This is a genomic window from Arthrobacter sp. NPDC093125 (genome assembly GCF_044754225.1).
Lineage (GTDB): Bacteria > Actinomycetota > Actinomycetes > Actinomycetales > Micrococcaceae > Arthrobacter.
This window is the reverse complement of the sequence record NZ_JBIVOQ010000020.1, coordinates 22,267-39,160: the sequence shown is the minus strand read 5'-3', so window position 1 is coordinate 39,160 and position 16,894 is coordinate 22,267. Positions and strand designations below refer to the sequence as shown.

Sequence of the window (16,894 nt, the reverse complement as noted above, 5' to 3'; positions counted from 1 at the left end):
TACTGGGGTACAGGGCGCCTGCTGCCGCCTGGCTACTGCGAAGGTTGCGGCACCTGGCAGTCGATCTTGGGGTTGGCGCCCATGTAGTTCAGGGGTCCTGCTACGACGGTGATGGCCACCGTGCCCGCTTCCGCGCAGGAATCCGGAGAACCGCTGAAATATCCCCGCTGAAAAGCGGCGAAGCCGCCGATGATAAGCCAGATAATCACTAGCGTTCCGACGATCCTCATGGAATCCTCCGTAGCCCCGTTGCCACTCCAGTGTGTGTCCAATTATCCACCGCGGACGGACTCCAGCACAGAGCATCGGGGCGGGCGGAGGCGGGGCGTCGGGCTTGGGCGGTTGGCCGAGGCCCGTTGGCCGGTTACCGCTGGCCATGAGCGGCTGGCCGGCGACGGGACGGCCAGCCGTTCAGTGTCCGATCAGCTCGGTTCGCTCGTTTCGACCGGTGTTTCCTCTACGTCAGGCGTGTCCTCGGCTGTCGCTACGGACGTTTCCCCGGAAGTCCTCCCGGACGGCGAACTGTCGCTGCCGTCCGTTCCTTCTTCCGGTTCAAAGGTGTTGGGCTCCCCGGCGCCCAGCCCGGCCCCGTTCTCCGAGCCGGGTATGCCGCCGGGCTCCTGCCGCGCTGCGTCGGGTCGACCATCCTCGCCGGTGCCGGTGTCTTCAGTGCTCATCTCGTCTCCTGAATCCTCGTAGGGCTGGGAAACCCCACGCTAACAGCGCCTGCCCGGCTTTGTAAGGGACACGCGCGCCGTTTCTCTGCAGCGCGCCGGCGCCGAAAAAGGTACCCTCATCCCACAAAACCATTTGATACTTCGGCGCACAGGCGGCTTCCACGTGGCGAACGGATCGGCAGGCAAGACCGGATGGCGGAGGGTGCTTCACGACAAGTTTGCTGTCGAGGAACGCTACGTCGACGCAGCGGTGCGGAAAAAACTCTATGTCGTTGCCGCTGTCCTGGCCATAGTGGGTGCGGGGGTCTTCGTCCTGGCGCTGACGGGCGTGCTTGAGAGGGACGGCCTGGCGAGCGCGGACGAATCGGCGCACAGGTGGCTGCTCACCACCCGGTCAGAGCCGCTGACCGATTTTATGATCATTCTTGCCGTAATCTTCGGCCCGGTGGCGCTTCCTATCATCGTGCTGGTGGTCACTGCCGCCTGGGGGATCCTCGCCAAACAGGCCTGGCGGCCTGTCCTGCTGGCCGCCGCGATGCTCACCGGGGTCGGGCTCGCACAGGTCATAGGCCGTTCCGTGGAACGCACCCGCCCGCCCGTGGAGCTCATGCTGTTCGGGGCCGACCATACATTCTCCTTTCCGTCCGGGCACGTCCTGGGGGCTTCCAACTTCCTGCTGGTGACCGCCTTCCTGGTGTTTTCCCGGCACAGGAAACCTGCCGTCACCGCCGCCGGCTTCGTCCTGGCCGGCTTCGGAGTGGCCCTGGCTGCTCTCAGCAGGCTTTACCTGGGCTATCACTGGGTAAGCGACGCCATCGGCTCCGTGGCCGTGTCGCTCGTGGTGCTGGGAGCTGTGATTGCGGTGGACACGTGGCGGACCGTGCGCATTCCCGGTGAGCCCCTGACTGAAGATGTTTCCAGGGCCGACACGCAGGCCGACTGACGCGCTTTGAACGGAGGACAGGGCGAGGGTTGCTGTTGATGCCAGCCGATGCGAGAGTATGGCATGGTCACCCAATCCGACGTCCGCCGGGTCTGCCTTGCCCTGCCCGGAGTCGTCGAACGTAGAAGCTGGAACCAGCCAGCGTGGTTCGCGAAAACCCTTATGGCCCGCATGTGGGACGAGGGTGTGCTGACGGTGAAGACCAGGGAGCGCGAGGCCCTCGCGGGAACAGACCCCGCCACCTACTTCTGGACACCGCACCATGAGCGGTCGCCGCAGTTGGTTCTCGTGCGGCTTTCAAGGCTCGACGACGGCGAACTCGCCGAGCTGCTGGAAGAGTCATTCCTTCTGGCCGGCGGACGGATGCGGGCCCCGGGGAGGTGAGTTCCGTGCGGGACTGCTACCCGCCGTCGTCGGCCTGCCTTTGGATGCGCGCGCGGGCGCGTTCGAGCTGCCGGCGGAGCTTGGCGTTGTCCAGCTCAAGCTCCAACACCTTGGCCACGCCCGCCAGGTTCAGGCCCTCATCCAGGAGCTCTCCGATCCGGCGCAGGACCAAAAGGTCCGCTTCGCTGTACTGCCGGGTGCCCCCGGATGTCCGCTCAGGCGTGAGCAACCCGCGCCGCTCATAGAGCCGGATGTTTTGCTGGCCTGTGCCGAGCAACTCCGCGACCACCGAAATGGCGTAGAGCCCTCTGTCTCCGCCTTGATCTGCCACGGTACATCCCTCGGTTGAAAATCTACTGCAGTGACTCTTGCACCAGTTTGACACGGGTGTTATAAAAAATCTATATCAACCACCATAGATACCGGTGGTGACCATCTATTCATCGCAGACTGAAGGAGTGGGAAATGATGCTCATCCGTACCGACCCGTTCCGGGAGTTGGACCGGCTCACCCAGCAGGTCTTCGGAACGGCTGCGCGGCCGGCAGCTATGCCGATGGACGCGTGGCAGGAGGACGGGGAATTCGTAGCCGCGTTTGATCTGCCGGGCGTCGTGCCCGAGAAGGTCGATCTCAGTGTGGAACGGAATGTTCTTACGGTTAGGGCCGAACGCCAGGATCCGACACAGCCGAACGCGGAACTGGTGGTGGCTGAGCGGCCGCGCGGCGTCTTCAGCCGCCAGCTGATCCTTGGCGACACCCTGGACGCCGACAACATCAAGGCCACCTATGACGCGGGCGTCCTGACACTTCGGATTCCGGTCGCCGAACAGGCCAAGCCGCGCAAGATCGAAATCGCGCGCAAGGAAGAAATGCACGAAATCGGAACGTAGCAGCCGGCCCATGTCCAGCGATTTCACTGACCACTACGCGGTGTTGCACGTTCCGCGGACGGCCACCCAGCGGGAGATCGCGCGCGCCTACCGGTCCCTGATGCGGACGCACCACCCCGACCTGGACAACCCCACCGCTGTACCGGCCGAACTGCAGCTCATCATGCAGGCGTTTGAGGTGCTGCACGACCCGAAGCGCCGCCTGGCCTATGACCAGGAGTTCCTCAGGCGGGAGCGCCGCGCCGGCACAGCAGCTGCGAGGGCCGGTCCTTCGCCGCAGGACCGGCCGCGCACCGGGCAACCGGCCGGAGACCCCTCCGCCGCCGGCAAAGCTCCCGGCGGCCGGCCAGTGCCCGTTAATTCCGGGGCCTCTGCCCGGGACATTCCCATCCGGCGCGTGCGGCACGTGGAGCCGCCGTTTCGCGTGACGCCGGTCCGGTGGGAAAGCGGGCCTTGGGCCAATGGACGTTCTGATCCCCGAGGAGAACAAAAACGATGAGCGATTGGCGCCGATACGACTCGCATCTAATTCCGGCCTTTTACGAGCGGTTTGAGCAGCGCTGGGGTCAGGGCACCGCTCCCTTCCTGGACCCTGAAGCCCACGAGCAGCCGCTTCCAAGGGCGCAGTGGATCAACCCTGCAACGGGGGCCGCCTTGGCCGTGGTGCCCATCTGGAGCAACGAGGACCGCCAGAACCGGTCGTTCGGTGTCTTTTACCTGCCGCCCACCGGGGACATCTGGGTACTTCGCCCCGGATTCACCGGCTATCTCGAACCAGCCGAGGACGGCCCTGAGCACCTTGTTGCCCTCAGAAATGACGCCTTCAAGAAAGCCGTGGCCCACGCCAAGGACTTCCTGTTCGGCCCGGCCGTGATGCACTAGCGCGTCCCTGCCGAAGTGCGCCCGCCGCGCGGGCGCGCCCGCTTTCCTGCAGGATCTGGCCCTCGTCAGCCAGGTAGCCGTGTGCCATTCTGGAAGGTGCCGCGAGTTCGGGCCGTCAAAGGAGCAAGGCCATGTTCAAGCCAAAAGGTTCATTTTCCAGCTTCAGCATCAACGATGTGGCGCAGGCTAAGGAGTTCTACGGACAGACCTTGGGGCTGACCGTGGAGGACATGGAGATGGGCTTCCTGCAGCTCACAACTCCCGAGGGTCACAGGATCATGATTTACCCCAAAGACAACCACGAGCCCGCCACATTCACCGTGTTCAACCTGGTTGTCGACGACGTCGAAGCCGCAGTTGATGAGCTCAACGCCGCCGGCGTCCGCACCAAAATCTACGACGATCCGAATCTCCCCACCGACGACAAAGGCATCGCGCGGGGCATGGGACCGGATATCGCCTGGTTCAAGGACCCGGCAGGCAACGTGATTTCAGTGATCCAGGAGAGTGGCATGATGTCCTGAGCGCCCCGCTTGAGGCAAACTTATCCTTCTGACCACCCCCGCGACGAACCAGGACCCGCAAATGCATACTTCCGCCAAAGAGTTGGCCGCCATGGTTCCGCCCGGCTTCACCTTGGGAGTGGCGACTGCCGCGTTCCAGATCGAGGGTGCCCTTGATGAGGACGGCCGGGGGAAGGCGGGATGGGACGTCTTCTCTGCCAAGCCGGGAAACATCGTGGATGGCCACAGTCCCGCCGTGGCGTGCGACCACTACCACCGCATGCCACAGGACGTTGCGCTGATGAGGGAACTGGGGATCGACTCATACCGGTTCTCGCTTTCGTGGCCCCGCATCCAGCCTGACGGCAGCGGCCCGGTGAACAGGGCCGGGCTGGATTTTTACGACCGGCTGCTGGATGAGCTCCTCGCCAGCGGCATTTCCCCCATGGTGACCCTCTACCACTGGGACACCCCCCTGGCCCTGGACGAGGCAGGCGGCTGGCTCAACAGGGACACGGCCTACCGGCTGGGGGAGTTTGCCGCCATTGCCGCGGCGGCCTACGGGGACCGGGTGGCACGCTGGGTGACCATCAACGAGCCTGCAACGGTCACCACCAACGGCTATGCCCTCGGGCTGCACTCGCCGGGGAAGGCGGACTTTGCGAACGGGCTGCCCACCGTCCACCACCAGCTGCTCGGCCACGGGCTGGCGCTCCAGGCGCTGCGGGCGGCCAAGGTGCCGGGGGAGATCGGTATGACCAACGTCTACTCGCCGATGGTGCCCAACTCCGCCAATCCGCTGGACTGGATGAGCGCCGGAGCCATGGACGTGGCACAGAACCGGCTCTACGCCGACCCCGTCCTGACCGGAAAGTACCCCGACCTCGTCCGCCTCGGGAAGTTCTTCTCGTCCTTCGAGCACCCCGATGAGGACATGGCCGTGATTTCGCAGCCACTGGATTTCTACGGGCTCAACTACTACATGCCCACCAGGGTGGCCGCCGGCGGCGGTGACAGCCCGGTCCCCGCAGCGATGGCCGAGGCTATGGGAGACGATCTCAGTGCCGCCACTCCGGGCGCGCCGCTGCACATCGAGCCCTGGCCGGACACGGAAACCACGGCCTACGGCTGGCCGGTTAAGCCGGAGTACATGTCCGTCGCGCTGAAGGAAATGTCCGAACGCTATCCCAATCTTCCGCCGGTCATCATCACCGAGGGCGGGGCGAGCTTCGAGGACATCATCGTGCGGGACAAATCCACCAACCGCAGTTTCATCCCGGACGAGCGCCGCCTGCGTTACCTCTCGGACCATATCGGCACGGCGCTGCGGGCCACGGCCCCGGGCGGCGAGGCTGAGGGAGTGGACCTCCGCGGCTATTACGTGTGGTCCCTCATGGACAACTTCGAGTGGTCCGGCGGCTACAAGCAGCCGTTCGGCCTGGTGCATGTGGACTATGAGACGCTCGAGCGGACGCCCAAAGCCTCCTTTTACTGGTTCCAGGAACTCCTCGAAGAGCGGAGACTCCTCACGGCTGCAGGAGCCGCCGTTGCGGCCGCCGCCGTTCCGGAGGAAGTGGCCCCGGCGAGTGCTGTTGCCGAGGCCGCGGGCGTTGCGGACGGTGGAATGCCCGACGGCGATGCGCAGCCACTGGGGCTGTAACCCTCGGGTTTGCCTCAGAACAGCTTGAGTTCCTTGAGCCGCCGGGCCATGCCTGCGCCGTCCGGCGAGTAGATCCACGGGACGGCTGAGGCGCTGTGGTCGCCGGTTTCTGAATGCCCGCCGGCGAAGACTGATTCGCTGACAGACAGCTGTCGGATGGCGATGGCGGCTACCTTGTCCCCGTGCTTACGGGTAAAGGAGGAGTAGATCTGCTCATCATGCTGGCCGTTATCACCGATCAGCAGCCAGCGCATGTTGGGGAATTCTGCGGCAAGCCGTTCCAGATTTTTACGTTTGTGGTCCTGGCCGCTGCGGAACCAGCGGTCCTGGGTCAGTCCCCAGTCGGTGAGTACCAGCGCGCCCGAGGGGTACAAGTTCCGGTTCAGGAAGCGGGCAAGGGTCGGCGCCGCGTTCCAGGGACCCGTGGACAGATAGATCACCGGGGCGTCGGGGTGCTCCACGATCAGCCGGTCCAGCAGTACCGCCATCCCCGGAGTTGCCATCCTGGCCCGTTCACTCAGGACGAAGGTGTTCCAAAGGGCGAGGAAGGGCCGCGGCAGGGCGGTGACCATGACCGTGTCATCGATGTCGGAGACGATCCCGAACTTGGTCTCCGGCCCGATAACGAAAATGCTCGCCTCCGCGGGCTCGGTGCCTTGAGAACGCAGCACAGCGGTGTGCCAGCCGGGGGAGAGGGACACCTCGACGTCGATATCGACCAGTCCACCCCGGTCCGCCCTGACCTTCGTGACGGTGCCGCCGATTTCAATCTCCACCTCGGATCCGGGAATGGGGACGCTGGTGAAGGCGCGCCAGCCACGTATGTTCTGGTTGCCGTTCTTCGCTGCATGTTCGGCCCGGCTTCCCGGCACAGGCTTGCTTGCCAGCACCACCCTGCCGAGCACCCTGACCCACTCCGTGGAGCCGTAGCCCTGGTATGCGATGGTCTTGGGTTCGAACTTCCACCGCCGCGCGAGCTTCAGCCGCCCGTTGTTGATGGCGTTCGAGAGCCAGTGGGCCAGGCGGAAGATGCGAGTGCCCGACAAAGAAATTTCCTGTGACGCCGTGTCCATGCCATCACTCTGCCATAGCCCGCGGGCTGGGTGGGCCGTTACCGGCATCTGTTACCTTCCCGGAGGCAGGACTTCGCAGCCGCGGGGAAGTCAGCCGTCACCCAGCAGCCACCTCAAAGTATCCGCGTTCCGCACAGCGTTGCCACCGCCGTCGTTATTGAAGTAGGCGTACACGTCCTTGCCCTCGCCGCGCCACTCCCGGATTCTGTCCGCCCACCACCGCAGGTCCTCCTCGGAGTACGAGCCGCCGTACAGGTGCTCGTGGTCCGGGCCGTGGAGCCTGATGTAGACGAAGGGCGCGGTGGCCCTCAGGATGCACGGCAGCCTGGCCCCGCTCATGACGCAGTACGCGGCGCCGTGTCTTTCGAGCAGGCCGTAGACGTCGGGATGGTCCCAGCTCGAATGGCGGAACTCCACGCTCACCCTGATCCAGGGCGGAACTGCGGAAAGAAAGTAGTCCAGCCGGGCGTCGTCCCGTGCGAAATCAGGCGGCAGCTGCACCAGCAGCACAGCACGCTTCTCACCCAGTTCGTGCCAACACCGGGAAATGCGCTCGATCCAGACTTCGGGGCCATAGAGCTTCCTGCCGTGGGTCAGACCGCGCGGGGCCTTGACCGATAAAGCGAAGCCGGCCGGAAGCCGCCGGCGCCAGCTCGCAAAGGAGGTATCGCGCGGCCAGCGGTAGAAGCTGGCGTTCAGTTCCACAGTGCTGAACTTCGCCACGTAGTGCTGAAGCCTGTCGCGGGCGGGAAGGCCCGGCGGATACAGCACGTTTTCCCAGTGGTCGTAACTCCACCCCGACGTTCCAATGTGCACCGACACAGTCAGCCCTGGTCTCCGGGAACGGTCACTCGAAGTGTGTGGACAGGTTTCCGCCGCCTGCTGACTCGACGATCGCGGCCGCCACATCGCGGAGCTTCATGTTGCGGTTGCTGGAGGCGGACTTGATCAGCGCGATTGCCTCGTCCTGGCTGCAGCGGTTCTGGGCGATAATGATCCCCACGGCGGTATCGATGATGGTACGCGACTCCATCGCGGCCTTCAGGTTCGAGGCCGTGTCCGTGTGCTGGGCCAAAAGGATGGCGAGGCGCAGGCCCTTGGACGCCTGCCGGACGTAGCTGATGGCGTTCTCCACCCCGGCGGCGTCGAAGGCGTTCGGCTTGTCAGAGTAAAGGTTGAGACCGGCGCGGGCGCTGTCCCCGGGCAGATCGAAGGGCACTGCCAGGACTGAGCGGACGCCGTTCCGGAGAACGGCCTCGTTGTAGTCGGGGAATTCGGTGTCCAGCTCAAAGTCCGGAACATGGACAACCACCCCTTCGCGGCAGGACCGCAGGCACGGCCCGTCACCGAACCCGTACTGGATCTCGTCCAGAGCCTGGGCGCGCTCGCTGCTGCTGGCTACGGTTCCCGCGGTACGGTTCCTGAGGAGCGTGATGCCGCAGTAGACGTGGCCGTGCGGTCCGGACAGCTGTTCCGCCGAGTAGCGTGCCAGCTCATTAAGGAAATTTTCCACGTCCCTGGTGTCCAGCAGGAGGTCCTGGACATAGCCGAGCACATCCGCCTCGTTTAGGCGACTTTCCAAAGCGGGCTCCAGTTCTGTCATGCCCTCCGGCGGGGCCGGGAAGCCAGGCGCGAGGTCAGGTTCCGGGGCAGTTGTTTGCCTACAACTCAGGCTACACCCCGGTTCCTCTCGTGCAGATGCGGCAGCTATGGCACTGTAAGGGCATGGCACGCATTGAGGACTATGCGGTGGTCGGCGACCTGCACACCGCGGCCCTGATCAGCACCGAAGGTTCCATCGATTGGCTGTGTCTGCCGCGCTTTGATTCGCCGGCCTGTTTCAACGCGCTGCTGGACACCCCGGAGTCCGGGCGCTGGCGGCTTGCCCCCGCGGGTGCAGGGACATGCACCCGGCGGCACTACCGCCGCCACACGCTGATCCTGGAGACTGAATGGGAAACGCCGGACGGTGCAGTCCGGGTCATCGACTTCATGCCCCCGCGTGATGAAGTGGCGGACATCGTCCGGATAGTTGTGGGCCTTGCCGGCGAGGTAAGGATGCGCGGCGAGCTTGCCCTCCGCTTCGACTACGGTCACATCATGCCCTGGGTCCGCCGGGACAGCCGCGGCCTTCATGCAATCGCCGGGCCGGATTCCGCCTACCTTGTCACCACGGCGCCGCTTCGCGGTGAGCACATGCATACCGTCAGTGACTTCACCGTTAAGGCCGGTGAACGCGTACCTTTCGTGCTGACCTGGGCGCCCAGCCATGTCCACCGCCCGCGTGCGGTGGACGCCGAAGCTGTACTCCAGTCCACCGAGGCGTTCTGGCTGGAATGGGCGGGCCAGTGCAACGTGGCGGGGCCGTACAAGGAAGCCGTGGAACGGTCCCTGATAACGCTCAAGGCGCTCACCTATGCCCCCACCGGCGGCATTGTTGCAGCCGTGACCACGTCCCTGCCGGAGCAGCTGGGCGGGCCCAGGAACTGGGATTACCGCTACTGCTGGCTGCGCGACGCCACCCTCACCCTGCAGTCCCTGCTGGCAGTCGGCTATACGGCGGAAGCGGCCGCATGGCGGGACTGGCTGCTGCGGGCCGTGGCTGGCGACCCCGCGGACCTGCAGATCATGTACGGCATCCACGGCGAACGCCGCCTGCCCGAGATGGAGCTTCCCTGGCTTGCGGGTTACGAAAAATCCGCCCCGGTCAGGATCGGCAACGGAGCCGCGGGGCAGCTGCAGCTGGATGTGTGGGGCGAAGTGCTGGACTGCCTGTCGCTCACCCGCAATTCCCTGCTCACGGATCCTGACGAGTCCTGGGATGTACAGGTGGCGCTGATGGAGTATCTGGAAGGAGTCTGGGACCAGCCGGACAACGGGCTGTGGGAAATGCGCGGGCCAAAGCGCCATTTCACCCACTCGAAGGTGATGGCCTGGGTTGCCGCCGACAGGATGGTCAAGGGCGTCCGTGAGTCCGGGCTGCCGGGGCCGGCCCGCCGCTGGGAGGCCCTGCGGGAGACCATTCGCGCTGACGTCATGGCCCATGGCTTCGACGCGGACCGCAACACCTTTACGCAGTCCTACGGCCGCCCCGAACTGGATGCCAGCCTGCTCCTGATTCCGCGGGTGGGGTTCCTGCCGCCGGATGATCCGCGCGTGGTCGGGACCATCGACGCCATTCAGCGAGAGCTGACTGAGGACGGCTTTGTGCTGCGCTACCGTCCGGAAATCAGCGACGACGGTTTGCCCGGCGGGGAAGGAGTCTTCCTTGCCTGCTCCTTCTGGCTGGTCGAAGCGCTCCTCGGTGCGGGCCGGCACGGTCAGGCAACAAAGCTCTTCGAACGGCTCCTGGTGCTGCGCAACGACGTCGGCCTGCTGAGTGAGGAATGGGGCGTGCAGACGGCCCGGCATCTGGGAAACACCCCCCAGGCCTTCAGCCACTTCGCGCTCGTCACGAGCGCCTTGGAACTGCACCAGCACGAGACCCGGCAAAGTAACAGGCCCCTGCCCTCCGCAGCGGGAACTGCGTTGTAGCTACCAGTTTTCGCTTTAAAACCCTTAACCATGCGCGGTCCGTAAGTATACTTACTAATACCTCGCCGAATGGTGAAGAAGGAGGAACGGTGGAATGTCTGGATATTTCGAGCTCGTGGATGCCCCGGACGGCGGCTACCGCATCCGGCTGCTGGACAGCACGGGCACGCTGATGGCAGTGTCCGTCACCTTCCCAACGAAGCGTGCGGCGGTGGCCGGGGTGGCCCGTGCCCGCGAAATCGCCGGGACCGGCCTTATCCGCGACAACTGCAGTGACGCAGTCAAGCGGCCCGCGGAGCGGCACACCAAGCCCGCCCGGAAGGCGGCCGGCACCGGATCCGCGCGGCCGTCGCCGGTCCTTTCCCCTGGCCGGTCCAAGGCAGAACACTGAGGCCGGCGGGGATGCCGCGTCATCACGCGGGCGACCTCCGGAAGGGTGTCCTGTTCGATGTTGACGGGACCCTGATCGACTCCGCCTATCTCCACACGCTTGCCTGGTGGCAGGCGTTCCGGCAGGCGGGCTTCGACGTTCCCATGGCGCGCATACACCGCCACGTGGGAATGGGCGGCGCCCGGCTCGTGGACAGCCTGTTGCCGGAGGGCCGCGACAAGAGCCTCGATACCGAGATCCTCGCCGCCCATGCCGGGATTTTTGGAACTTTTTGGCCTGCCCTGAGGCCGCTGGACGGTGCGCGGGACCTGCTGGCGCAGTGCTCCGAAGGCGGCCTCGCGGTGGCGCTGGCATCCTCGGCCAGGGATGCCGACCTTCAGGCCCTCCGCGCCAGCCTGGCTGCTGATTCATTCATCCACGCCGCCACCAGCGCCAACGACGCGGAACGGAGCAAGCCGGAGCCGGACATCCTCATTGCGGCACTGGCTGCAATCGGCGTCGAGGCCTCTGATGCCGTCTATGTCGGGGATGCGGTCTGGGATGTCTACGCAGCCGCCAGGCTCGGCATCCCCACCATCGGCGTGACCTGCGGCGGCACGAGCGAAGCCGAGCTGCGGGAGGCGGGTGCCGTCGAGGTGTATTCGGGCCCGCGGGAACTCCTGGATCGGCTGCGGGACAGTGCGATCGGGAAGCTCCTCGCGGGCTAGGCGGCAGGCGACAAATCGGACGGGGTAGAGCTTGCGCGGCGGGGCTTAGGCGGCGCTTGGCTTAGCCGGCGCTAGAGCCGGTGGCGGGCCTGCCGGTTGCCTTCCCGTTCCGGGTCAGCTGTTCGCTTGGGGCCTCGCCTGTGAACCCGCCCCCTTCCGGTTCATCTGCGTAGTCGCCCTTATTCCAGGACACCGTAATCGCAACCGACCCGTCGTCGTTCCTTAGAACCTCGGTGACCACCTCCGAGACCGCTGCCCCCATCGCCATGATCTTTGCGCGGTACGTGGTGACCAGCTCCTCAAGGCTTGACTCCGTCCATTCTCCGGGGCGCATCCGGGTGGAGATCTCCACGGGCTCGGGCTGGTACAGCGTCATGATGAAGCCTTTCTTGGGGGCCAGGGGCAGTTCCTACGCTAAAAGCCTTCCCCGGCCGAAACAAGAGCGGTACTGGCTGCCCGCGCCAATTGATAAGCATACTGAGCTTTACCTCGGGCGGGATCAACGCTACGGTCGAAGCAACCCGCATCGCAGCTGAAGGAAGGCACCCCATGAAGGCACTGACCTGGCAAGGCAAGCGCTCGATGAGCGTGCAGGAGGTTCCGGATCCCGTAATCCAGGAGCCTACGGACGCAATTATCCGGATCACCTCCACCGCGATCTGCGGTTCGGACCTTCACCTGTACGAGGTGCTGGGACCGTACATGAACAAGGGCGACATCGTCGGCCACGAGCCGATGGGCATCGTGGAGGAGGTGGGAAGCGCGGTCACCAACCTGAAGAAAGGCGACAGGGTGGTGGTCCCGTTCAACATCGCCTGCGGCAAGTGCTTCATGTGCGAGCGTGGCCTGCAGTCCCAGTGCGAGACCACCCAGGTGAAGGAAAAGGGGTCAGGAGCCGCGCTGTTCGGCTACTCCGAACTGTACGGCTCCGTTGCGGGCGGACAGGCGGAGTACCTGCGTGTGCCGCACGCCGATTACGGGCCCATTAAGGTGGGCCAGGAGCTGCCGGACGAACGATACCTGTTCCTCTCTGACATCCTGCCCACCGCATGGCAGGCCGTGAAGTACGCTGATGCGCCCGGCGGCGGGACCCTCGCCGTTTTCGGGCTGGGCCCTGTGGGCCAGTTCTCGGCAAGGATCGGAAAGCACCTGGGGCTGCGGGTGATTGGGGTGGACCCCGTTCCGGAACGCCGCGAGATGGCGGCACGCCACGGAATTGAAGTGCTGGACTATTCCAGGGACGTTGCCGATGAGATGCGGGAAATGAGCTCCGGCCGGGGACCCGATGCCGTGGTTGACGCCGTCGGCATGGAGGCCCACGGTTCACCGGTGGCAGGTTTCGCGCACCAGGCACTGGGCCTGCTGCCGGACAAGCTGGCCCAGAAAGCCATGGAAACAGCAGGCGTGGACCGCCTTGCGGCACTCCACGCCTCACTCGACGCCGTCCGCCGCGGCGGAACCGTGTCCCTCAGCGGGGTGTACGGCGGCCAGGCCAGCCCCATGCCGCTGCTGACCATGTTCGACAAGCAGATCCAGCTGCGCATGGGCCAGTGCAACGTCCGCCGGTGGACCGATGAGCTGCTGCCGCTGGTGGAGGACGACGCCGATCCGCTTGGTGTGACCGATTTGGTCACCCACCGCGCGGGGCTGGCTGAAGGCCCGGCGCTGTACGAGAAGTTCCAGAAGAAAGAGGACGGCTGCATCAAGGTTGTCCTGCAGCCTTAGTTTTCACGGACTTCCGGGCTCCAGCAGCGGGGTCCGGACGGCGACTGGCGGGAGGCTAGCTCTCCCGCCAGTCGTTGGTTGTGATGTGGGAGCCAGCCTGCGGACCCATCTGCAGCATGCCGCCGTCCACCGCCCAGGATGCGCCGTTCACATAGCTTGAGGCCGGAGAAGCCAGGAAGGCGATGACGGCGGCCACTTCCCGTGCATCACCGGGACGGCCCAGCGGCACTCCGGGCCGGTCCTTCGTGGTCGGGTCCTCGTCGGTCTGCCCTGTCATGGGAGTGGCGATCTCGCCCGGCGCCACGGAGTTGGCAGTGATGCCGTACTCTGCGAGTTCCAGGGCGATGGTCTTGATGAGCCCGCCCAGACCGTGCTTGGAGGCATCGTAGGCTGCGGCTCCAACCCGCGGCTGGGTCTCGTGGACGCTCGTCACGGCAATGATGCGCCCGCCCCGGCCCGCGTCCACCATCCGGCGGGCGGCGGCCTGGATGCACAGGAAGGCGCCGTTGAGGTTGGTGTCCAGAGTGCCGGCCCAGGTCTGGTAGTTGAGCTCGAGGAATTTGGTGCCGTCGCCGGTGCCCGCGTTGTTGACGAACACGTCCACGCCGCCCAGTGCCTCGGCCAGTCCGTCGATGACGCCGGCGCAGCCCAGGAGATCCGTGGTGTCGAGTTGCCTGACCACCGCATTGCGCCCCATGCCACGAACCTCCTCCGCGGTCTTTTCAGCGCCGTCCTTGTCGGAATGCCAGGTGATGCCGACGTCCAGTCCGGCTTGCGCAAGGGCCACCGCCGTGGCCCGTCCAATCCCGGAATCGCTTCCGGTGACGATCGCAGTGCTCGGGGAGAACTCCATGGTGTGTCCTTTCCTTGGAACGGGCTGTGGTTACACGTACTAAGGGGCTTTGGGTTTCGGGGCTTGGGATGTCCGGGTCAGGGTGAGGCATCCACCACGCAGAAGCGGTTGCCGTCCGGATCTTCCAGGACGATGAAGTCCGCGTCCTCCGGGTACAGCTCCCAGTCCACCGCCGACGCACCCAGGTCCAGGAGCCGCGCCACCTCGCCGGCCTGATTGTCGGCGTAGAGGTCGAGGTGGATCCGCGGACGGGGCTGAACCGGCGTCTCGCTGAGCATCAGGGCCAGGTGGGCGCCCTCTCCTTTGTGGGGGACCAGCACCACCCACGTCTCGTCGCCCTCCTCCCGCGGGACGTAGCCCAGAGCGTCACACCAGAACGCGGTGGCCCGGGCGACGTCGTTGACGCCGAGGACGGTTGTTCCGATCGTCAGCATGCTTTCATGTTTCCGTGCGTCCCTTCACGATGCAAGAGGCGGGGAGGGAAAGCCGAAGCCGCCGGAAACGCGCGAAATCGCCGGAAGCCCCCCAGCGTTCTGGAGGGCTTCCGGCGATTTTGGCGGCTCGGGGGAGTGCTTTAGGTCAAGCGGACCTGCCGGTTCATGTCCTTGTAGAGCAGGTAGCGGAATTCACCCGGGCCGCCGGCGTAGCAGGCCTGCGGGCAGAAGGCGCGCAGCCACATGAAGTCGCCGGCCTCCACTTCCACCCAGTCGTTGTTGAGCAGGTACATGGCCTTGCCCTGCAGGACGTACAGGCCGTGCTCCATCACATGAGTCTCGGGAAACGGGATCACGCCGCCTGGCTGGAACGTCACGATGTTCACTTGCATATCGTGGGCCAGGTCGTTGGAGTCGGTGAAGCGGGTGGTCTTCCAGACGTCGTCGGTGTCCGGCATCGACGTCGGTTCCACGTCCTTCTCGTTGGTGACGAAGGACTTCGCCTCGTACCCTTCGAGACGTTCGTATGCCTTGCGGATCCAGTGGAAGGAGACGATGTCGTCGGAAACGTTCTCCAGGCCCCACTCCGAACCGGCAGCCAGGTAGGCGTAGCCGCCCTCCTCGAGCCGGTGGAGCTCGCCGTCGAGGGTCAGGTTGACCGTTCCCTTGGTGACGAAGATGACGCCCTCGACGCCTTCCTCGAATTCTGCCCGGGGTGCCCCGCCGCCCGGCCCGATTTCGACAATCAGCTGGGAGAAAGTCGTGGCGAAGCCGGAGATGGGGCGCGCAATGATCCAGGAACGGGTGTTGGAGAAACCGGGAAGGTTGCTCGTCACGATATCGGTCAGCACGCCTTTCGGGATGACCGTGTACGCCTCCGTGACGATTGCCCGCTCGGTGGTGAGGTGGGTCTGCGGCGGAAGGCCGCCTTCGGGGTAGTAGTACTTGCCCATGTATGGATCCTTACTTTGCAGTTGTGGTGAGGCGTGGATGGGCCAGCACGGTGAGCTCGGGAAGCCCGACGCCGGCAAGCGCCAGCACCTCTTCGGCGCCGACCGCTCCGCACTGGACGCCGCGCAGCACGAAGGCGGCGAGCGCGCGGGCCGTGGCCGGCTCGTCCATCACGCCGCCTTCGGTTTGCTCCACGTAGTTGCGCAGCCGGGCCGCCGCGGCCGGCAGGCCCTGGCGGTAGAAGGCGTAGGTTGCCGCGAAGCGGCTGGGCAGCTGGGCCGGGTGCAGATCCCAGCCCTGGTAGTAGCCGCGTTCGAGGGAACGCCGCACCAGGCGGCCGTGCAGCTGCCAGGCGTTTTCCACGTTGTCGCCCACCGGGATGATGTTGGTGGAGCCGTCCGACAGGCGGATGCCCGTGCCGGCCACCGCCAGCTGCATGACCTCCTTGGCGAAGTCCGCCACCGGGTGTTCCATGGACTGGTACTCGGCGGAGATCTGCAGGGACGCCGAGTAGTCATAGGTCCCGTAGTGGAGCGCGCTGATTCTGCCGGGTACGGCATGGGCGAGCTGTGCGACGGGCGAGGTGCCGTCCGGGCCGAGGATGAGCTGGGGTGTTTCCACCTGCACCTCGAAGCGGAGCCTGCCGGCGGGAAGCGAGTGGACTTCCTCCAGCCGGGAGACCGCATACTCCATGGCCTCCACCTGGGCCACAGTGGTGACCTTGGGAAGGGTCAGGGTCAGCCCTTCGGGAAGCTCGCCGGCGGCAGCCAGCCCGGAGACAAAGAGGTCCAGGGTGCGGACGCCGCGGGCGCGGGTAGGCGCTTCAAAGCACTTGAAGCGGATCCCGATGAAGGGCGGCGCTGAGCCGGCCGCAACAGCGGCGGCCACAGCGGAAGCCGCAGCAACAGCGGCGGCGTCTTCGGCGTCGTCGCCCCGGTCCCCGTAGCCGTCCTCGAAATCGAGCCGGAGATCCTCGATGGGCTCAGCGGTGAGTTTGGCCTCAACGCGGGAGGCGACGGCGGCGGCCAGGGCGCGCTCCTGGCCCAGCAGATGGCCGAGGCGGACGAGTCCGCCATGGGCCTCGGCCATCGAAAGCGCCTGCGCGCCCCAGTCAGCGGCGAGCGACGGCGTGAACCGGTCCGCGGGAACGTACACCGTGTGCACGGGCTGGCGGGAGCCGTCGTCGCCCGGGTAATTGCGCTCCAGCAGGCGGTCGGTGGCGGCCAGCTGCGCATCGATCCGGGCAAGGTCAGCCGCGCCGAGTGATGGTTCGGGCACCGCCATCG

The 16,894-nt window shown here is 65.6% G+C and carries 22 protein-coding genes; 11 read left to right on the top strand and 11 right to left on the bottom strand.

The annotated features are described in order from the left end of the window. Positions 1-32: 32 nt before the first annotated feature. The gene (locus ACIP9X_RS21160; RefSeq protein WP_400481714.1) at positions 33-209 is read right to left on the bottom strand and encodes a hypothetical protein; all 177 of its coding nucleotides are present in this window, start codon (positions 207-209) and stop codon (positions 33-35) included. Between the two features lie 213 nt (positions 210-422). Then, on the bottom strand, positions 423-677 hold the full coding sequence (locus tag ACIP9X_RS21155; RefSeq protein WP_400481713.1) for a hypothetical protein: 255 nt from the start codon (positions 675-677) through the stop codon (positions 423-425). 163 nt (positions 678-840) lie between these two features. Between ACIP9X_RS21155 and ACIP9X_RS21150 the strand changes: the two genes are divergently transcribed. Together ACIP9X_RS21150 and ACIP9X_RS21145 are read left to right on the top strand one after the other, a co-directional pair. Further along, the gene (locus ACIP9X_RS21150) at positions 841-1,620 is read left to right on the top strand and encodes a phosphatase PAP2 family protein (protein WP_400481712.1); all 780 of its coding nucleotides are present in this window, start codon (positions 841-843) and stop codon (positions 1,618-1,620) included. Positions 1,621-1,683: 63 nt separating this feature from the next. Beyond that, the gene (locus ACIP9X_RS21145) at positions 1,684-2,004 is read left to right on the top strand and encodes an MmcQ/YjbR family DNA-binding protein (protein WP_400481711.1); all 321 of its coding nucleotides are present in this window, start codon (positions 1,684-1,686) and stop codon (positions 2,002-2,004) included. A gap of 16 nt (positions 2,005-2,020) precedes the next feature. Here the strand turns inward: ACIP9X_RS21145 and ACIP9X_RS21140 are convergent, their stop codons facing one another. Next, positions 2,021-2,335, bottom strand: a complete 315-nt coding sequence (locus ACIP9X_RS21140) for a MerR family transcriptional regulator (protein ID WP_400481710.1) — start codon at positions 2,333-2,335, stop codon at positions 2,021-2,023. Between the two features lie 137 nt (positions 2,336-2,472). Here ACIP9X_RS21140 and ACIP9X_RS21135 point away from each other — a divergent pair, with 137 nt between their 5' ends. From ACIP9X_RS21135 to ACIP9X_RS21115, 5 genes are all read left to right on the top strand, one after another. After that, positions 2,473-2,895 (top strand): Hsp20/alpha crystallin family protein, encoded by a 423-nt coding sequence (locus tag ACIP9X_RS21135; RefSeq protein WP_400481739.1) that lies wholly within the window; start codon positions 2,473-2,475, stop codon positions 2,893-2,895. Positions 2,896-2,905: 10 nt separating this feature from the next. After that, positions 2,906-3,394: a J domain-containing protein gene (locus tag ACIP9X_RS21130; RefSeq protein ID WP_400481709.1), complete on the top strand. Its 489-nt coding sequence runs from the start codon at positions 2,906-2,908 to the stop codon at positions 3,392-3,394. After that, positions 3,391-3,777 (top strand): hypothetical protein, encoded by a 387-nt coding sequence (locus tag ACIP9X_RS21125; RefSeq protein ID WP_400481708.1) that lies wholly within the window; start codon positions 3,391-3,393, stop codon positions 3,775-3,777. The genes ACIP9X_RS21130 and ACIP9X_RS21125 overlap by 4 nt, the downstream gene beginning before the upstream one ends. 131 nt (positions 3,778-3,908) lie before the next feature. Further along, positions 3,909-4,301, top strand: coding sequence for a VOC family protein (locus ACIP9X_RS21120; protein WP_400481707.1), 393 nt, complete (start codon positions 3,909-3,911; stop codon positions 4,299-4,301). A gap of 61 nt (positions 4,302-4,362) precedes the next feature. After that, positions 4,363-5,940 carry a GH1 family beta-glucosidase gene (locus ACIP9X_RS21115; RefSeq protein ID WP_400481706.1) on the top strand — a complete coding sequence of 526 codons (1,578 nt, stop codon included), beginning with the start codon at positions 4,363-4,365 and terminating at the stop codon, positions 5,938-5,940. Between the two features lie 14 nt (positions 5,941-5,954). Here the strand turns inward: ACIP9X_RS21115 and ACIP9X_RS21110 are convergent, their stop codons facing one another. From ACIP9X_RS21110 to ACIP9X_RS21100, 3 genes are all read right to left on the bottom strand, one after another. Next, a complete protein-coding gene (locus ACIP9X_RS21110; RefSeq protein ID WP_400481705.1) occupies positions 5,955-7,013 on the bottom strand; it encodes an App1 family protein in 1,059 nt (352 codons plus the stop codon). A gap of 90 nt (positions 7,014-7,103) precedes the next feature. Further along, the gene (locus ACIP9X_RS21105; RefSeq protein WP_400481704.1) at positions 7,104-7,835 is read right to left on the bottom strand and encodes a DUF72 domain-containing protein; all 732 of its coding nucleotides are present in this window, start codon (positions 7,833-7,835) and stop codon (positions 7,104-7,106) included. A gap of 25 nt (positions 7,836-7,860) precedes the next feature. Next, positions 7,861-8,616, bottom strand: a complete 756-nt coding sequence (locus ACIP9X_RS21100) for an ANTAR domain-containing protein (RefSeq protein WP_400481703.1) — start codon at positions 8,614-8,616, stop codon at positions 7,861-7,863. Positions 8,617-8,711: 95 nt separating this feature from the next. Here ACIP9X_RS21100 and ACIP9X_RS21095 point away from each other — a divergent pair, with 95 nt between their 5' ends. The 3 genes from ACIP9X_RS21095 (at position 8,712) to ACIP9X_RS21085 (ending at position 11,645) form a co-directional block, all read left to right on the top strand. Next, complete coding sequence (locus ACIP9X_RS21095; RefSeq protein WP_400481738.1) at positions 8,712-10,547, top strand: glycoside hydrolase family 15 protein; 1,836 nt, start codon at positions 8,712-8,714, stop codon at positions 10,545-10,547. A 94-nt stretch (positions 10,548-10,641) separates the two neighbouring features. Then, positions 10,642-10,938 carry a DUF1508 domain-containing protein gene (locus tag ACIP9X_RS21090; protein ID WP_400481702.1) on the top strand — a complete coding sequence of 99 codons (297 nt, stop codon included), beginning with the start codon at positions 10,642-10,644 and terminating at the stop codon, positions 10,936-10,938. Positions 10,939-10,949: 11 nt separating this feature from the next. Continuing rightward, complete coding sequence (locus ACIP9X_RS21085) at positions 10,950-11,645, top strand: HAD family hydrolase (RefSeq protein ID WP_400481701.1); 696 nt, start codon at positions 10,950-10,952, stop codon at positions 11,643-11,645. A 61-nt stretch (positions 11,646-11,706) separates the two neighbouring features. On the opposite strand, the gene ACIP9X_RS21080 is transcribed toward ACIP9X_RS21085, so the two are convergent. Then, positions 11,707-12,021: a hypothetical protein gene (locus ACIP9X_RS21080; RefSeq protein WP_400481700.1), complete on the bottom strand. Its 315-nt coding sequence runs from the start codon at positions 12,019-12,021 to the stop codon at positions 11,707-11,709. Positions 12,022-12,194: 173 nt separating this feature from the next. Between ACIP9X_RS21080 and ACIP9X_RS21075 the strand changes: the two genes are divergently transcribed. Continuing rightward, positions 12,195-13,370, top strand: a complete 1,176-nt coding sequence (locus ACIP9X_RS21075; protein WP_400481699.1) for a zinc-dependent alcohol dehydrogenase — start codon at positions 12,195-12,197, stop codon at positions 13,368-13,370. 55 nt (positions 13,371-13,425) lie between these two features. Here the strand turns inward: ACIP9X_RS21075 and ACIP9X_RS21070 are convergent, their stop codons facing one another. The 4 genes from ACIP9X_RS21070 to ACIP9X_RS21055 all read right to left on the bottom strand — a co-directional run bounded on the left by ACIP9X_RS21070 (position 13,426) and on the right by ACIP9X_RS21055 (position 16,892). Next, the gene (locus ACIP9X_RS21070) at positions 13,426-14,223 is read right to left on the bottom strand and encodes an SDR family oxidoreductase (RefSeq protein WP_400481698.1); all 798 of its coding nucleotides are present in this window, start codon (positions 14,221-14,223) and stop codon (positions 13,426-13,428) included. 77 nt (positions 14,224-14,300) lie between these two features. After that, a complete protein-coding gene (locus ACIP9X_RS21065; RefSeq protein WP_400481697.1) occupies positions 14,301-14,657 on the bottom strand; it encodes a VOC family protein in 357 nt (118 codons plus the stop codon). A gap of 140 nt (positions 14,658-14,797) precedes the next feature. Beyond that, positions 14,798-15,610, bottom strand: a complete 813-nt coding sequence (locus ACIP9X_RS21060; protein ID WP_400481696.1) for a bifunctional allantoicase/(S)-ureidoglycine aminohydrolase — start codon at positions 15,608-15,610, stop codon at positions 14,798-14,800. Positions 15,611-15,620: 10 nt separating this feature from the next. Beyond that, positions 15,621-16,892: a DUF6986 family protein gene (locus tag ACIP9X_RS21055; RefSeq protein WP_400481695.1), complete on the bottom strand. Its 1,272-nt coding sequence runs from the start codon at positions 16,890-16,892 to the stop codon at positions 15,621-15,623. Positions 16,893-16,894: the final 2 nt, after the last annotated feature.

Bases quoted from the DNA above. Each gene is read 5' to 3' on its own strand.
- ACIP9X_RS21155 (WP_400481713.1), bottom strand. From the start codon at position 677: ATGAGCACTGAAGACACCGGCACCGGCGAGGATGGTCGACCCGACGCA.
- ACIP9X_RS21145 (WP_400481711.1), top strand. From the start codon at position 1,684: ATGGTCACCCAATCCGACGTCCGCCGGGTCTGCCTTGCCCTGCCCGGA.
- ACIP9X_RS21135 (WP_400481739.1), top strand. From the start codon at position 2,473: ATGCTCATCCGTACCGACCCGTTCCGGGAGTTGGACCGGCTCACCCAG.
- ACIP9X_RS21130 (WP_400481709.1), top strand. From the start codon at position 2,906: ATGTCCAGCGATTTCACTGACCACTACGCGGTGTTGCACGTTCCGCGG.
- ACIP9X_RS21125 (WP_400481708.1), top strand. From the start codon at position 3,391: ATGAGCGATTGGCGCCGATACGACTCGCATCTAATTCCGGCCTTTTAC.
- ACIP9X_RS21120 (WP_400481707.1), top strand. From the start codon at position 3,909: ATGTTCAAGCCAAAAGGTTCATTTTCCAGCTTCAGCATCAACGATGTG.
- ACIP9X_RS21115 (WP_400481706.1), top strand. From the start codon at position 4,363: ATGCATACTTCCGCCAAAGAGTTGGCCGCCATGGTTCCGCCCGGCTTC.
- ACIP9X_RS21110 (WP_400481705.1), bottom strand. From the start codon at position 7,013: ATGGACACGGCGTCACAGGAAATTTCTTTGTCGGGCACTCGCATCTTC.
- ACIP9X_RS21100 (WP_400481703.1), bottom strand. From the start codon at position 8,616: ATGACAGAACTGGAGCCCGCTTTGGAAAGTCGCCTAAACGAGGCGGAT.
- ACIP9X_RS21095 (WP_400481738.1), top strand. From the start codon at position 8,712: ATGCGGCAGCTATGGCACTGTAAGGGCATGGCACGCATTGAGGACTAT.
- ACIP9X_RS21090 (WP_400481702.1), top strand. From the start codon at position 10,642: ATGTCTGGATATTTCGAGCTCGTGGATGCCCCGGACGGCGGCTACCGC.
- ACIP9X_RS21085 (WP_400481701.1), top strand. From the start codon at position 10,950: ATGCCGCGTCATCACGCGGGCGACCTCCGGAAGGGTGTCCTGTTCGAT.
- ACIP9X_RS21080 (WP_400481700.1), bottom strand. From the start codon at position 12,021: ATGACGCTGTACCAGCCCGAGCCCGTGGAGATCTCCACCCGGATGCGC.
- ACIP9X_RS21075 (WP_400481699.1), top strand. From the start codon at position 12,195: ATGAAGGCACTGACCTGGCAAGGCAAGCGCTCGATGAGCGTGCAGGAG.
- ACIP9X_RS21070 (WP_400481698.1), bottom strand. From the start codon at position 14,223: ATGGAGTTCTCCCCGAGCACTGCGATCGTCACCGGAAGCGATTCCGGG.
- ACIP9X_RS21065 (WP_400481697.1), bottom strand. From the start codon at position 14,657: ATGCTGACGATCGGAACAACCGTCCTCGGCGTCAACGACGTCGCCCGG.
- ACIP9X_RS21060 (WP_400481696.1), bottom strand. From the start codon at position 15,610: ATGGGCAAGTACTACTACCCCGAAGGCGGCCTTCCGCCGCAGACCCAC.
- ACIP9X_RS21055 (WP_400481695.1), bottom strand. From the start codon at position 16,892: ATGGCGGTGCCCGAACCATCACTCGGCGCGGCTGACCTTGCCCGGATC.